We start from the raw sequence: 15,106 nt of genomic DNA, 5'->3' as shown, positions 1-15,106 counted from the left end.
CAATCCGGACCTCCGGAGCTTCCATGCAGGTTTTTGCTGGCTTTGCCGTTCTGATCTTTGTGACCGTCACCGTCTGGGCGGTCATCGCTTTCGGCTATCTCGGCGTCGAGCGGCTGATGGGCTGGCCCGACACCTATACCGCGCTGGCCGTTGCTTTCCTCTACGCACCGCTGATTGCAGTCACCGCCGGTCTTGTCGCCACAGGCTGGTTCGTGCAGAGACTGGCGCACAAAAAGGGCCGACCTTCATGATCCGCATTCTTGTTGCTGCTTTCCTTGCGCTTATCACCGTGCCTGCAGTCGCGCAGGAGCAGAGCGCCGAACAGTTCCTGCACGCGATCTACGATCAGTATAAGGGCACCGAAGGGCCGCCGCTCGACGATGCGGCCATGGCCAATTATTTCACGCCGGATGTCTACAAACTGATCAAGGCGGATTCGGACGCCGCGGCGAAAAAGAACGAAGTGCCGCTTCTGGCCGGCGATCCCTTCATCGATGCGCAGGACTGGAAGATCGATCAGTTGAAGATCGCGGTCGAAGAGCCGAAGCCGGGCGCGGCGACGGGCATCGTCACCTTCCAGAATTTCGGCGAACTGTTCGAGATCAAGCTCGATCTATTGAGGACGCCGAAGGGCTGGCGCATCGCTGAAATCTATGCACCGAGCGGTTCGCTGAAAGAGCTGTACAAGAAGTAGAGGGCGTCAGCCCTCCACGATCTCCGTGCCGTCGATCTCGATGCCGAAGCCGGTGAGGCCGATATAGCGGCGCTCTTTCGAGGCGATGAGGCGGATCGAGGACACGCCGAGATCCTTCAGGATCTGCGCGCCGAGGCCGACTTCGCGCCATTGCGCGACGCGCTTGGCTTCCGATGAATCCTCGCCCGGCGGATTGACCGGAACGCCCGCGGTGCCGTCGCGGAGATAAACAATGACGCCGCGTCCTGCTTTATGCATCGCCTGAAGCGAAGCGCGGATCGTCTTGCCGCCGCCGAACACGTCGGTGATGGCGTCCGCGCGGTGCAGGCGCGCCAGCAGCCCGCGCCCGTCGCCGATATTCCCGTGCACGAGCGCAATGTGATGCACCTCGTCGAAGGGCGTCACATAGGCATAGCCCTTCAGCGTGCCGATCTCGGTCGGCACCGGGAATTCCGAGACGCGCGTCACGAGCTTTTCGCGCGACTGGCGATAGGCGATGAGCTCGGCGACGGAGATTTGCGGAAGCTTATGGTTGGCGGCAAAGGCCATGACCTGCGGCCCGCGCATCACCGTGCCGTCATCATTGACGAGTTCGGCAATGACGCCGACCGGCGGAAGATTGGCGAGTTTGCAGAGATCGACGGCGGCCTCGGTGTGGCCCGAGCGCATGAGAACGCCGCCATCCTTGGCGATCAGCGGAAAGACGTGGCCGGGGCGGACGAAATCGCCGGCGCCCATATTGTGATTGGCGAGCGCGCGCACGGTCGCGGTGCGCTCTTCGGCCGAAATGCCGGTCGTCGTGCCGTGCTTGACGTCGACCGAGACGGTGAAGGCGGTCTGCATCGGCGCGTCATTGTTCGACACCATAGGCGTCAGGTGAAGGCGCCGCGCTTCTTCGGAGGTCAGCGGCGTACAGACGATGCCGGAGGTGTGGCGGATGGTGAAGGCCAGCTTGTCAGGCGTTGCGAGCGAAGCCGCAAAAATCAGATCGCCTTCATTCTCGCGGTCGTCATCGTCGGTGACGACGAGGATGGCGCCTTGGGCGAATGCGTCGATGGCCTGCCGGACGCGGGCGAGGGGATCCTGGGTCATGTCTGTTCTTTACGCTTTCAGCCGAACGCCTAGCCCACTTGGCCGCGATGGCGGAGATAGTGATCGGCCAGGACGCATGCAACCATGGCCTCGCCGATCGGCACCGCACGGATGCCGACGCACGGGTCGTGGCGGCCTTTGGTCGAGACGTCGACCTCATTGCCGGCGCGGTCGATCGATTTGCGCGGCGTGAGAATGGATGAGGTGGGCTTCACGGCAAAGCGCGCGACAACCGGCGCGCCGTTGGAAATGCCGCCGAGAATGCCGCCCGCATGATTGGCGAGGAAGACGGGACGCCCGTCATTGCCTTTGCGCATCTCGTCGGCGTTCTGTTCGCCGGTGAGCTGCGCCACGCCCATGCCATCGCCGATCTCAACGCCTTTGACCGCATTGATGCTCATCAGCGCGGCCGCAAGATCGGCATCGAGCTTGCCGTAGATCGGCGCGCCCCAGCCGGCGGGCACGCCTTCGGCGACGATCTCGATGACGGCGCCGATGGAGGATCCGTTTTTGCGGATGCCGTCGAGATAGGGCTCCATCGCGTCCGCCGCTTTCGCGTCCGGACAGAAGAACGGGTTCTTGTCGATCTCCGCCCAATCCCAGCGCGAACGGTCGATCTCGATCTCGCCCATGCGCACCAGAGCGCCGCGGATCGAAACGCCGGGGATGATCTTGCGCGCAATCGCGCCGGCGGCCACGCGCGCCGCCGTCTCGCGGGCGGAGGAGCGTCCGCCGCCGCGATGATCGCGAATGCCGTATTTGGCTTCGTATGTGTAGTCGGCATGGCCGGGGCGGAACTTGGCCTCGATCTCCGAATAATCTTTCGAGCGCTGATCGGTGTTCTCGATGAGCATGGCAATCGGCGTGCCGGTAGTCAGAAGCTTGCCATCCTTCTCCATCGTGCCGGAGAGGATTTTGACCGCATCGTCTTCGCGCCGCTGCGTCGTGAAGCGGCTCTGGCCGGGCTTCCTCTTGTCGAGAAATCCTTGAATCTCCGCCGGGCTGATCTCGATCAGCGGCGGGCAGCCATCGACCACGCAGCCGAGCGCCGGCCCGTGGCTTTCGCCAAAGGTCGTGACGCGGAAAAGATGGCCGAACGTGTTGTGAGACATTGTGAGGGTTTACGAGGCTCGAAGGGGTGGGGCAAGGCGGGGCGGCGGATCGAGTTAAGATATACCGCCAAGGCTTAAAGCGGGCCTACTTCACGTCCATTTTGAACTGCCTGAGATAGTCGCCGATATCGGCAAGGCCGGGGTCCCGCCTGCGGCGCTGGGCGGCCTTGTGGAAGGCCAAAAACCAGCCCTTCCGCTCGCCCTCCCGGACCCTTGTTTCGTCATTGCCATGGGCAACGCGGCTCATCGCCCCCGCATGCTGGCGGTAATAGAAGCCGATATCGTCCAGAAACAGGCAGTGCGGCCGCGTCTCCAGCACGCGGAAGAGGAAATCGCCGTCGCCGCCCATCTCGAAATCCTCATCAAACAGGCCGGTCTTTTCCGCCCGGTTGCGGCGCAGCGTCATGGCGCTGAGCGAGACCGACCGCTGGACCTTTGGGTCTTGCGGCATGCCATCCGCCGCCTCGCCGTAAAAATGCGCGGTCAGGCGATAGACGAGATCGAGCCCCGCATCCTTGCTGAAATGCGCCGCATCGGACGCGAAGCGGCCGGCCGGCGACAGATCGTCGGAATCGAGAAATGAGATCAGCTCGGTTTCCGGCAGAAGATTTTTGAGCGCCATGTTGCGCGCAGCGGATAAGCCCTTCGCCTCGCCCGGCACGAGACGGATTTTGCCGGGCACCTGCGCTGCGATGCGTTGAACGATCGCAGCCGATCCATCCGTCGAGCCGTCATCGATAACGAGAATATCGAGATCGGCATCCGCGATCTGCGCGGTGAGAGAACGGAGCGCGGCTTCGATATAGCGCTCGCCGTTTCTCACCGGCATGGTCACGGTGGTCTTCACTTATTGTCCCAGTCGCGCAAATCCGAACCGTCGAAAAACACCGGCAGCGGCTTTTTTTCATGGGTCCGGCTGCGGCGGAAGGCCGATTTGAGCGCGACTTTCTTTAAGTATTCGCGCCCCTTCTGGACGAGCTTGGTCATATTGCCGGGATGGCGGCGATAGAGGATCGCAACATGATCCATGAGTTCGTAGCGGACATCCTGCTCGAACAGGCGGATGAGAAAATCCCAGTCCTCGGCATGGATCAGCGTCTCGTCGAAACCGCCCGCGCGCTCGAGAACCGCGCGCCGGAACAGGCATGTCGTTACACTGACGCTGCGCAGGGTTTCCCTTTTCGCGCCCTCTGCCGGTTCGAGCCGCTCATCGTCGAGTGCGCTGCAGATCGTCAGCTTGGCGTAAGTGAGGCCGAGCGCCGGGTCTGTCTCGAACAGCGGAACTTCCTTTGCAAAGCGCCCGTCGACGCAGATGTCGTCGGAATCGAGAAAGGCGATGAGTTCGGTGCCGGGCAGGAGGTTTTTCAGGCCGGCATTGCGGGCGGAGGAGGGGCCGCCATTCTCCTTGCGGACAAGCCGCACAAAGGGCGCGTCTTCTGCGAATGCGGTCACGGCATGTGCCGTGCCGTCGGTCGAGCCGTCATCGACGACGATGATGTCGAGATCGATCTTGTCCGTCCGCTGGCGGGCGAGAGAGCGCAGGGCCGGGACGATGAAGCGTTCGCGGTTGAACGCCGGAATGATGACGCTGATCTTCATGGGACACGGGGGACAAAATACGCCTCCTATTTCCTCCAAACGGCCGATGCTCTTCAAGCGGAGCGGCCGTTACCCACAGAAACACAAATTTCAAATGTGATACAAAAAATAGCATACTGGATATCTGTAAATTATCGGCAGAGGCTCCCATCTGTCAGACGGGTCCTTCCGGGCCATATGAAATTTGCAGAGGGGGCGAGCGCCCCGGGAGCGAATGAGATGAAGAATTTTTTGGCCCTGGCCTTTGCGGCCGTGTTCGGCCTTTCGGCTGCGAGCGGCGCGCTCGCCGAGGATGAGCTGTCCAAGATCAAATCGGCAGGCACGCTGCGCATCGGCACCGAGGGCACCTATCCGCCTTTCACCTATCATGACGGCAAGAACGAACTCGTCGGCTTCGATGTCGAGATCGGCAAGGCGGTGGCCGCCAAGCTCGGCGTGAAGGCCGAATTCTTTGAAGGCAAATGGGACGGCCTCATCGCCGGCCTCGACGCCAACCGCTATGACGCCGTGATCAATCAGGTCGGCATCACCGATGCGCGCAAGGCGAAATACGATTTCTCCGAACCCTATATCGCCTCGAAAGCCGTGCTGATCGTCAAGGACGGCAATGCCGACATCAAAAGTTTTGCCGATCTGAAGGGCAAGAAATCCGCCCAGTCGCTGACTTCGAACTTCGCCAAGCTCGCGACCGATAACGGCGCCGAGCTCGTCGGTACGGACGGGTTCGATCAGTCGATCCAGCTCGTGCTGCAGGGCAGGGCGGATGCGACGCTGAACGACAATCTCTCTTTCCTCGATTTCAAGAAGAAGAAACCCGATGCACCGGTGAAGATCGTTGCGACCTCCGACAATGCGGATGTGTCGGGCGTCATCTTCCGCAAGGGCAATCCGGAGCTGAAAGCTGCGATCGACAAGGCCCTGGTCGATATCAAGGCCGACGGCACTTATGAGAAGATCTCGCAGACTTATTTCGGCGCGAACGTCTCGAATTGAGTGTTCCCCGGCCCGCGCCGGGCGAAGCCCGGTCGCGAGAGCCGGGGTCCAGACATAAGCGCGGCTCCGCCGCACTTTAATCCTGGATCCCGGATCGGCGCTGCACTGCGTGCAGCTTGTCCGGGACACCGGGGTCCAGCATTATCGAGGCGGCGAAGCCGCCTCTTTCTTTAAGGACCCTCCGTGCCTGCCTGGCTTGAGCTGATGATCGCCTCCGCCGGCCCGCTTTTGTGGGCCGCTTTGGTTTTCACCATTCCGCTTGCGATCCTCTCCTTCATCTTCGGCATCGCCACCGGCCTTCTGACGGCTCTGGTGCGCATGTTCGCGCCGGGCCCCTTCCGCGCAGCGGCGCGTTTTTATGTCTGGATCTTCCGCGGCACGCCGCTCCTCGTGCAGCTCTTTCTCATCTTCTACGGCCTGCCGAGCATCGGCATCACGCTCGATGCGTTCATCGCCGCGCTCATCGGCTTCACGCTCAATGTCGGCGCTTACAGTTCCGAGATCATCCGCGCCGTTATCGCCGCCGTGCCGAAAGGCCAGTGGGAGGCGTCCTATTCCATCGGCATGACCTTCGGTCAGGCCATGCGCCGCACCGTACTTCCTCAAGCAACACGCATCGCCGTGCCGCCGCTGTCGAACACGTTCATTGCATTGGTGAAGGACACATCGCTCGCCGCCGTCATCACCGTGCCGGAAATGTTCCAGGCGACGCAGCGCATCGTCGCTGTGACCTATGAGCCGCTGATCCTCTATGTCGAGGTCGCGATCTTCTATCTCCTGATGAGCTCCGTCCTGTCGCAGGTGCAGGCCTGGCTGGAAGAGCATTTTGCGCGGTCGGGCGGCTTTGCGGAGGCGCGCTCGTGATCGCGCTGAAACACATTCACAAGCGCTTCGGCGCCGTCGAAGTCCTGCACGATGTCAGCCTGAATTTTCCCGAAGGCTCGGTCACGGCTTTGATCGGGCCTTCAGGGTCGGGAAAATCGACGCTGCTCCGCACCATCAACCTGCTTGAGACGCCGACCTCCGGCACGGTCGAGATCGGCGATTCAAAACTCGTCTTTACGCCGACGAGCAAGCCCGACCGCACAGCGGTGCTCGGCCTTCGCCGCCAGACCGGCATGGTCTTTCAGAGCTTCCAGCTGTTCCCGCACCGCACCGCGGCGGAAAACGTCATGGAAGGTCTCGTCACGGTGCTCGGCTGGTCGAAAGAGAGAGCGCGCATCCGCGCCCTCGAACTTCTCGACAAAGTCGACCTTGCCGACCGGGCGGATGCCTGGCCGTCGGAGCTTTCGGGCGGCCAGCAGCAGCGCGTCGCCATTGCCCGCGCGCTCGCGCCGTCGCCGAAAGTTCTTCTGTGCGATGAGCCCACCTCGGCGCTCGATCCGGAACTTGCTGAAGAAGTGGTCGACGTGCTCTCGGCGCTCGCCCGCGAGGGCACGACCATGGTTCTGGCGACCCACGATCTGCGTCTTGCCCAGAACACCGCCCAGCAGGTCGTCTTCATCGATGCCGGCGCCGTGGTCGAAACCGGAACCCCGGCCGAGATCTTTGCCAATCCCCAGCAGGCGCGGACCGCGCGGTTTATCCAGACGCTGCGGGCAGCTTGATTCACCGCCGCACCGATGCTGCGGTGAAGAAGTCCAGGACCGGCCGGTTATACTCGTCCTGCCATAAATGGTTTTCCAGGCTGCGCTGCCCGCCGCGCAGGACGAACTGGTCGCCGCGATAGCCGTGCTCGCGTAAAAGCCTCACCAATTTCTCCCGGCACGAATGGTCTGCGATGCCGTCTTCGAGATGGCCGAAGACGCGGAAGACGGGCTTTTGCTTCGTGTTCGTGCCGTCCCAGGGCTTTTCGTTCGGATAGCTTGCGGCGCGGCAGGCGAAAGGCTCGACGATCTGTTTGCCGGTCTCGTTGTCAAAACCCTTCCCGTGCACCGTGCTGCGCTCGGTCGTTCCTTTTTCGCAGATGCGGTGCCAGCCATAGGGATCGCCGCTCGAGACCGGTGCGAAAGCAGTGATGAGAGTGTCGAAATGCGTCGCGGCGCGTGTTGTCATAAAGCCGCCGGAAGAAAGACCCGTCAGAAAAATGTCCGGACGGCTGCGGGGAGGGCGCTGCTGTGGAATAATCTCGCGAATGATCTTCTCGATGAAAGGCAGATCGAGGTTCGGGCGGCTGCGCACCTCATCGTCCCAGAGCTTGCCGCAGATCCGCCCTTCATTGTCCGTGACCTGATCGGACGAATTCAAAAGATAAACCGCAAATCCCGCATCGACCGCCATTTCCGCAAAGCGCACCTGCGAGGCGACCAATTGGCTGTTCGCGACGCACCACTGAAAATGTGCACCGCCGCCGCCATGCAGGATGAGAATGGCGCCCTTAGTCCACGCGCCGCGCGGCGCTTTCCATAGAATCTCGCGCGTGAGCCCCGCCGCCTCAAGTCTCGCCGGCTCCCAGCCCTTTCGCATGCATTGCCGCTCCTGCGGCGCGAGACGTTCGCGCGCGAGGGCAGGGGATGTATCGAGTGTGCAGACAAACAGCAGGAACACAGCGCAGAACACGCGCCGCGCCGATATTAAATGCGGCATGGCCACTCTCCCCCAGGCAGACATCGCGCTGCGCGATTGGCGCGCAGGCCCGTCGTCTTCGGCTTAAGGTTGTACCGTCTTTGATGAACCCTTGCTGAACGGATCGAAGCCCGTGCCTCACACCTCCACCAGCTCCACCCCGATCTTCCGCTCTTCCACCGCATATTCATAAAAGCGATACGTCTTCTTCTTTGCGGCGAAGTCTTTCGGCTCGGTCGTTGCCGGGGCGCCGATGATGCGGATGCCATTCACCCGTCTGTCTTCCGCTTCGTGCAGATGGCCGTGCACGATGAGCCGCACTTTCGCGGCGCGGCAGAGCATGCGGAAGGTGAAACGGTCGGGGCGGGGGATCTGATGCGACCAGCGATAGATCATGGTCGGCTCCGAGCGCCCGCGCTTCAGCGCGGTTGAGGCTTCCGGAATGTTCGGGCTGTGATGCACCGCGACGATCTTTGTCGGCACATCGTCATGCTTGGCGAGAAGCTCGGCGAATTTCTGCATCTGAAAATCGCCGATCTGGCCGATGGCGTTTTCGAGCGCGGTGAGATTGCCGCTCATATTGGTGTCGAGCCCGAAGATGACGACACCGGGCGCGATGATCTTCGCCCACGGGAATTTCGAGGGCTGGCCGGCGAGCTCTAAACCCTTCTTCACCTTCTCAAGATCGGCTTTCGCAAGTTTCGTCTTGTTGCCGAAGCGGACCATGAGTTCGCAGACATCGTGATTGCCGGGGATGGCCAGCGTTTTGTCGCGCAGGCTGGATGCTTTCAGCGTGTCGTTGAACACGCTCCAGGATTCCATATCGCCCTGATCGGTGATGTCGCCGGTGATCAGCACGAGATCGGCGGCCTGGATGCGCTTGTGTTTGGCGATCTGCCGGAACGCCTGGTTCATGCCGGTGAGCTGGCCGCTCAGCTTCGGCTCAAAGCGCTTTTCTGTGTCGGTCGCGGTCAGGTGAAGATCAGAGAGATGGGCAATCTTGAAGACCATCGGAATAACCCTGTGTTTCGCAACCTTCGGTATGAGCGCTACAATCGCAGGCATGCCATGAAAGGGAAGCTTTTCTTGGTATCCGCTGTGAAACCAATAGGCGATTGACCGCGTTGTCTGTCGTTTTGGGGGACCTCTCATTGAACATTGACGGCGCAGCGGAAAGGCCTGAACGGGCTGGGCTATTGCCTGCCTGGCACTCTGCCTCACGCGCCGGAGCAACCGGTCTGCGCCCGGGGTTGCAGCACCTCTTAGGTAATAGCGCCGCCTCTTCGACCTTGTTAGGGGCGGGGTGGCGTTATGGCCGGGCGCACCGCCCAGCCGGGCCGGCGCGGCGCGGGGAGCGCGGATGAACGAGCATAAGGCACCCGAAATCGACCTGACGATCTGCGACCGCGAGCCGATCCATATTCCGGGATCGATCCAGCCGCATGGCGTCATGCTGCTCGCCGATCCGGCGACGCTGACCATCACCCATGCCGCCAGCGATGTGGAAGGCCGGCTCGGGCGCAGCGATTGGCTGGGCCAGACGCTGTCGACTCTGCTTGGCGCGCGCGCCGCGACAGAGGCCGAACGTTGCGTGCGCGACAGAACGCGCGGCTTCATCGCGCGGCTTGCGCCGCCCTTCGCGGCCGAGAGCTTCGATGCGCTGATCCATACCTCAAGCGGCCGTCTCGTCATCGAGCTTGAGCCGACCTCCGATGAGGGCCTGTCGGCGGCGCTGCTGCCGCAAATCGAGGCCGCGGCCGCCGCCTTCGAGAAGGCGCCCGATCTTGTCGCGCTCTGCCATATGGCGGCGCAGGAATATCGCCGCCTCACCGGCTATGGCCGGATCATGATCTACCGTTTCCTCGATGACGATGCCGGCGTCGTCGTCGCCGAGAGCCTTGCCGCAGGCGAGCACTCCTTCCTCAACCATCATTTTCCGGCGTCCGACATTCCGAAACAGGCGCGCGGATTGTATGTGCGCAATCTCGTGCGCGTCATTCCGGATGTGCACTATGAGGCCGCACCGCTCCGGCCCGATCTTCCGGCGCATGAATTCGATATGAGCGATTGCATTCTGCGCTCGGTCTCGCCGGTGCATCTGCACTATCTGCGCAATATGCAGGTCGGCGCCTCGGCCTCCGTGTCGATCGTGAAAGATGGCGTCCTCTGGGGCCTCATCGCCTGCCACAACGCAACGCCGCTGAATATTCATGCCGATGTGCGCGCCGCCTGCCGTGCGCTGGCCGGCGGCCTCGCCCGCCAGATCAAGGCGCGTGAGGAAACGGATGCCTATCGCGAGCGCGTGCGCTTGCGCAGCTTCGAAGACGATATCGTTGCGCTGCTGTCGCGCGAGGGTTCGCTCGACACGGCCATCTCAAATCATATCGGCGAATTGATGCGCATGCTGGGGTCGGACGGCGTTGCCGTTCTGCGCGGCCAGGATCTTGTCGTCGGCGGGCGTTGCCCGGCCGAAAAGGAAGTGCGCAAGCTCGCCGTCTGGGCGGTCGAACATTCGAGCGATACTGTTTTTGCGACCGATCGTCTGGCCGAGCATTACCAGCTTCCGGAGGCTGACCGCGCGGTAGCGGCGGGCCTTCTCGCCATCACTCTGTCGGCGTCCGAGCCGTGGATTGTCTTATGGTTCCGCGCCGAGGAAGTCGAGGTCGTCAACTGGGCGGGCAATCCGCACAAGAACATGACGCCGGGGCCGGAAGGCACGCTCAATCCGCGCGCCAGTTTCGAAGCCTGGACGGAGACCGTGCGCGGCCGCGCTCGGCGCTGGACTCTGCCGGAAGCGGAAGCGGCTGGACGTCTCCGCGTCTCCGTCATGAATGTCTGGCAGACGCGCCGCATGCGCGATCTCAATCGCCAGCTTCTCAACACGCTCGATGAAAAAGATCTCCTCCTGCAGCAGAAGGAGTTTCTGATCGGCGAGGTGAACCACCGCGTTCAGAACAGCCTTCAGCTCGTGTCGAGCTTTCTCGCATTGCAGGGCCGCGCCTCCGACGATCCGAAGCTGAATGCCGCGATCGATGAAGCGCGGCGCCGGCTTTCTGCTGTCTCGCTCGTGCATCGACGTCTGTACCGCGCCGATCAGCTGGAAGCCGTCGATGCCGCGCGTTATGCGGATGAGCTTCTCACCGATCTTGTCTCGTCCATGGGCGCGGAATGGGAGCGCACCGTCACGCGCGATCTCCAGCCGGTGATGCTGCCGACCGATCGCGCGGTTGGTTTGGGGCTCGTTCTGACCGAACTCGTCATCAACGCCAATAAATATGCCTATGGCGGCGCGGCCGGACCGCTGCGCGTGACGCTCATCGAAGACCGCAACACCTTCCGCCTGATGGTCGCGGACCAGGGCGGCGGACGCACCGGAAACCGCAAAGGTTTCGGCACGCGCATGATGGACGCTCTGGTCGGCCAGCTCGGCGGCTCGCTCGACTATGAAGACAACAAGCCCGGCACTCTGGCCGTGCTCGTCGCGCCCATCGAAATGCCGCGGGTCGGGCGGGAGAACTAGTGTCCCGGACCAGCTGCGCGAAGCGCAGCGCCGATCCGGGACCCAGGATTAAAGCGCACAGCGCAGAATGAGCGGCACTCCACTCAAGTCGGGTGTTCCCGACTTGAGATTAAAAGAAGCGAACTCGGAAACATCCGAGTTCGAACGCTCTCATATCTGGACCCCGGATCGCGCGACCGGGCTTTGCCCGGCGCGGTCCGGGGCACAGTTCTCAACTCAGTTCGTCACGTCCTGATAGTTCACCCGCGCATCATCCGGCCAGGACACGCTGTAGGCCAAGGTCAGGTCCTGCTTGCCGTTCGGCTGAAGATCGAAATCCCAGGCCAGCGCCCCGCGCACATCCTTGAAATTGCGCGCTGTCGGCTTCGGCGTCGCTTCGATTTCCGTCACCTCCACCTTGTCCTGTTCGGAGAAGGGAATGCGGTTCATGACGCGGACGCTGACCGGTGTGTCGTGGAAGTTCGTCACGATCGTCTTGAAGCTGCGCGTTTCGGTGCGGCGATCGCTGAGAAGCCGCGGGCCTTCTTCGAGCGTTTTCACCGGCACATGCTCGACACGAACTCGATCGTCCTGGCCGAAGCCGAGTTCGACTTCATCGCCCGGTGCGGTAAGGCCGATCTTTTCGCGGCCCATCAGCGTGCCGTCTCGGTAGAGCGCGACCTGGCCGGGGAAGAGCGGTGTTTCGCCGGTGAGGTTGAACGCCGCCTGCACATAGGCTGTGGGCGCAATCGCCGGCGCGGTCTCAATCTGCAGTTTCGGCGTCTCGTCCTGTTTTGAGATCAGAAGCGTCTTCTGCGTGCCGTCGGCGGTGACGGAGACTCGGCCGGGAATGACGAAGCTTGTCGTATAGCCGGTGTTGAGGATTTCGGCCGAGACGGCGGTGATGGGCTTGTCTGCCTGTTCGGGCTCGGCAGGCGCGGCCATCGGTGCCGCTCTTTGCATCTCGCCGAGCGACCCGCCAAAGGCCTGATCGCGTGCAGAGACCTTGGCGCGATACCTGTCGCTTTCATCGAGAATGCCCGCGCGCCAGGCCAGAATATCAGGCGCCGAGGTGCGTCCATAGGTATCCGCTGTATGCACGGAGAGGCTGACGCCCGACCAGTCTTCGCCCGTCGTCTGGGTCACAATCGCGCGGCGTTCCAGAACGAGCTTCGGCTGTTTGCCGGTCGAAAGGCGCGCTTCATAGGCGGGGCGCCAGCTTGCGCCCTGAACCTGATAGGAGACGCGCAGATAGGCGCGCGCCGCGGACGCCGCTTCGAGCTCGACCAGGATTTCGTGCTGCGGGCCTTCCGGCACGCCGCCGGGCGCCGCGTCTTCCAGCCGCGCCAATTCCTCCTGCTTCTGCTCAAGCTCGGCTTCGGAGGCTCTGAGGCGCTGGTCGATGCTCTTCAGGCGCTCATCCACCGCATCCCAGGCGGCGCGCCATTGGGTGACGTCAAAGCTCTGCTGTTCGGATTTCATGTCGCCGGGCTTTGCTTCCGCATAGCGGCCGACCATGGTTTTGAGCGTCGTCGCCTGTTCGATCTCGCCCTCGATGCGGGCGATCTCCCTTTGCAGAGCCTCGATCTGCTTTGCCTGTTCGGGATTGAGAGGGCGGTCTTCGCTGGGGACGGTGCGGAAATCCGAGCTCAGCACCTTCACATTCTCGCCCGTGCCTTCAACGCGGATGCTCGAGACATCGACGCCGGCCGGGATGTTTTTCAGCACAAGCGTCGAAGCGCCGGCTTTCAGTTCGGCATCGAGCGTGCGGGTGATGGTCGCGGCACGCGGATGCACGGCGACGGTGTCGATCTTCGACGGCACCGCGATCTCGGCAGCAAAGGCCGGCGCGGCAAAAGACACAGCAAGAAGGGTGGCTGCAGCAAGGCGCATGGAAATCTCCCCATTAGGGCCGCGGGACAGAATGATCCCCGTCTGTTGTCGCGGCACGCTTGAACAGGGTTCAACCTTTCGGGAATCCGGCGCGAATTTGCGGCGGCGCTACGGCGGATTTGGGCAGGAGTTCGGGTGTTTGTGAGCCGGTGAGGCGTGTCCCGGACAAGCTGCACGCAGTGCAGCGCCGATCCGGGACCCAGGAGTAAAGTGCGTAGCGCTCTATGAACGGCACTCATGTCTGGACCCCGGATCACGCGACATGGCTGCGCCATGCGCGGTCCGGGGAACGGACTAAACCTTCACGTCGCGCACGCGGACGGGAGCGCGCTGAAACATCCGGCCCTTCTCAGCGACGAGCACGCAGACAATGGCGAGTGCGGCGAAGGTGAAGAAGCCGAGGCCGAGCGGGAAGGTCGTGCCGTCGAATTGCTGGCCGACGAAAAAGCCGAGCAGGGCGCCGCCGGTTGTCGACAGGAAACCCTGTACCGACGAGGCGGTGCCGGCGATATGGCCCATCGGCTCCATGGCCATGGAATTGAAGTTCGAGACGATGAGGCCGAAGCAGAACATCTGCCCGCCCTGAACGAGCGAGAACGACCAGATATTCTCATGGCCGAAATAGGCCGAGATCATGTGCAGCGCGGCAAAGAAAGTGAAGCCGATAAGCGCGGTGTGCGAGACGAGCCGTGTGCCGAGCTTTTCGACGACGCGCGAATTGACGAAGCTCGACACCGCCATGAAGGCGGCAATGGCCGCAAAGATCGCCGGGAAGATGTTCGCCGCCTGGAAGGTCTGGTCGAAGACCTGCTGAATCGAATTGATGAAGCCGAACAGCGCGCCGAAAATCAGCGTCACGGCGAGGATGTAGAAGATCGACATGCGCGTCGTCACAACGAGCCAGAGTGCATGGCCGATGGCGCGCGGCGACAGCGGCATCCTGTCTTGCGGGTGCAGCGTTTCGGGTAGTTTCCGCCAGCCCCAGATCAGCGTCCACACGCCGTAAATGGCAAGAAGGCCGAAGATCCAGTGCCAGGAGACGAACAGCATGATCGCCTGGCCGATCGACGGCGCGATAATCGGCGCGGCGAGGAAGACGATGAAGGTCAGCGACATCACCCGCGCCATGGTGGCGCCGGAATAGCAGTCGCGGACGATGGTGACGGCGAGAACGCGCGTGGCCGCGGCGCCGATGCCCTGCACGACGCGCGCCGCCATCATGGTTTCGAGCGAGGTTGAGAGTCCGGCCCACAGCGAGGCCGCGGCATAGACCGCGATGCCGAAGAGAAGGACGGGCTTGCGGCCGAACCGGTCGGCGAGGGGGCCGTAAATGATCTGCGCGCCGCCAAAGCCGAGGAGATAGGCGGTGATGACCCATTGCGCCTCGTTCGCCTCAGTAATGCCGAGCGTGCGGCCGATCTCGGGCAGCGCCGGCAGCATCGAGTCGATCGACACCGCGTTCATCGCCATGATGGCGGCGACGAACAAAACGAACATGCGGAACGTCATGCCGGGATGGCGTGAAGCGTCCGGTGTTTCGGAATAGGAAAGGGGTTTCATCGCCACTTTTCGGGGTCTGGTCGGGGGTGCCCCGCGACGCGGCGCCTGAGCCGGAGATAGGCCTTTAGCGGCTGCTTCGCCACCCCGCCACGACCAAAG

The 15,106-nt window shown here is 62.5% G+C and carries 14 protein-coding genes; 6 read left to right on the top strand and 8 right to left on the bottom strand.

Annotated features, from left to right (window positions below; translation table 11 throughout):
- Window positions 1–23: 23 nt before the first annotated feature.
- Window positions 24–251: a hypothetical protein gene (locus IZ6_RS10395; protein ID WP_222874988.1), complete on the top strand. Its 228-nt coding sequence runs from the start codon at window positions 24–26 to the stop codon at window positions 249–251.
- Entirely contained in the window at window positions 248–694 is a 447-nt protein-coding gene (locus IZ6_RS10390) for a DUF3828 domain-containing protein (RefSeq protein ID WP_222874987.1), read from the top strand. Before IZ6_RS10395 ends, IZ6_RS10390 begins: the two co-directional genes overlap by 4 nt.
- A 6-nt stretch (window positions 695–700) precedes the next feature.
- On the opposite strand, the gene ribB is transcribed toward IZ6_RS10390, so the two are convergent.
- The 4 genes from ribB to IZ6_RS10370 form a co-directional block, all read right to left on the bottom strand.
- Window positions 701–1,786, bottom strand: a complete 1,086-nt coding sequence (gene ribB, locus IZ6_RS10385; RefSeq protein ID WP_222874986.1) for a 3,4-dihydroxy-2-butanone-4-phosphate synthase — start codon at window positions 1,784–1,786, stop codon at window positions 701–703.
- A gap of 29 nt (window positions 1,787–1,815) precedes the next feature.
- Window positions 1,816–2,898 (bottom strand): chorismate synthase, encoded by a 1,083-nt coding sequence (gene aroC / locus IZ6_RS10380; protein ID WP_222874985.1) that lies wholly within the window; start codon window positions 2,896–2,898, stop codon window positions 1,816–1,818.
- Between the two features lie 85 nt (window positions 2,899–2,983).
- Entirely contained in the window at window positions 2,984–3,745 is a 762-nt protein-coding gene (locus IZ6_RS10375; protein WP_222874984.1) for a glycosyltransferase family A protein, read from the bottom strand.
- Complete coding sequence (locus tag IZ6_RS10370) at window positions 3,742–4,497, bottom strand: glycosyltransferase family 2 protein (RefSeq protein ID WP_222874983.1); 756 nt, start codon at window positions 4,495–4,497, stop codon at window positions 3,742–3,744. The genes IZ6_RS10375 and IZ6_RS10370 overlap by 4 nt, the downstream gene beginning before the upstream one ends.
- A 219-nt stretch (window positions 4,498–4,716) precedes the next feature.
- Between IZ6_RS10370 and IZ6_RS10365 the strand changes: the two genes are divergently transcribed.
- From IZ6_RS10365 to IZ6_RS10355, 3 genes are all read left to right on the top strand, one after another.
- The gene (locus tag IZ6_RS10365) at window positions 4,717–5,490 is read left to right on the top strand and encodes an amino acid ABC transporter substrate-binding protein (RefSeq protein WP_222874982.1); all 774 of its coding nucleotides are present in this window, start codon (window positions 4,717–4,719) and stop codon (window positions 5,488–5,490) included.
- Window positions 5,491–5,673: 183 nt separating this feature from the next.
- The gene (locus tag IZ6_RS10360) at window positions 5,674–6,354 is read left to right on the top strand and encodes an amino acid ABC transporter permease (RefSeq protein ID WP_222874981.1); all 681 of its coding nucleotides are present in this window, start codon (window positions 5,674–5,676) and stop codon (window positions 6,352–6,354) included.
- Window positions 6,351–7,097 (top strand): amino acid ABC transporter ATP-binding protein, encoded by a 747-nt coding sequence (locus IZ6_RS10355; protein ID WP_222874980.1) that lies wholly within the window; start codon window positions 6,351–6,353, stop codon window positions 7,095–7,097. The genes IZ6_RS10360 and IZ6_RS10355 overlap by 4 nt, the downstream gene beginning before the upstream one ends.
- Before the next feature lies 1 nt (window position 7,098).
- On the opposite strand, the gene IZ6_RS10350 is transcribed toward IZ6_RS10355, so the two are convergent.
- Window positions 7,099–8,076, bottom strand: a complete 978-nt coding sequence (locus IZ6_RS10350; RefSeq protein WP_222874979.1) for an alpha/beta hydrolase family protein — start codon at window positions 8,074–8,076, stop codon at window positions 7,099–7,101.
- A gap of 117 nt (window positions 8,077–8,193) precedes the next feature.
- Window positions 8,194–9,066, bottom strand: coding sequence for a metallophosphoesterase family protein (locus tag IZ6_RS10345; protein WP_222874978.1), 873 nt, complete (start codon window positions 9,064–9,066; stop codon window positions 8,194–8,196).
- Between the two features lie 349 nt (window positions 9,067–9,415).
- Here IZ6_RS10345 and IZ6_RS10340 point away from each other — a divergent pair, with 349 nt between their 5' ends.
- Window positions 9,416–11,575 (top strand): histidine kinase dimerization/phosphoacceptor domain -containing protein, encoded by a 2,160-nt coding sequence (locus tag IZ6_RS10340; protein WP_222874977.1) that lies wholly within the window; start codon window positions 9,416–9,418, stop codon window positions 11,573–11,575.
- 216 nt (window positions 11,576–11,791) lie between these two features.
- Here IZ6_RS10340 and IZ6_RS10335 read toward each other — a convergent pair whose 3' ends face one another.
- Together IZ6_RS10335 and IZ6_RS10330 are read right to left on the bottom strand one after the other, a co-directional pair.
- Window positions 11,792–13,447 (bottom strand): mucoidy inhibitor MuiA family protein, encoded by a 1,656-nt coding sequence (locus IZ6_RS10335; protein WP_222874976.1) that lies wholly within the window; start codon window positions 13,445–13,447, stop codon window positions 11,792–11,794.
- Window positions 13,448–13,741: 294 nt separating this feature from the next.
- Entirely contained in the window at window positions 13,742–15,007 is a 1,266-nt protein-coding gene (locus tag IZ6_RS10330) for a multidrug effflux MFS transporter (protein WP_225873890.1), read from the bottom strand.
- Between the last annotated feature and the right edge of the window lie 99 nt (window positions 15,008–15,106).

The organism is Terrihabitans soli (genome assembly GCF_014191545.1).
In the GTDB taxonomy this organism is placed as follows: domain Bacteria; phylum Pseudomonadota; class Alphaproteobacteria; order Rhizobiales; family Methylopilaceae; genus Flaviflagellibacter; species Flaviflagellibacter soli.
The sequence above is the reverse complement of the archived record's forward strand: the minus strand, read 5'-3'. Positions and strand labels throughout refer to the sequence as shown.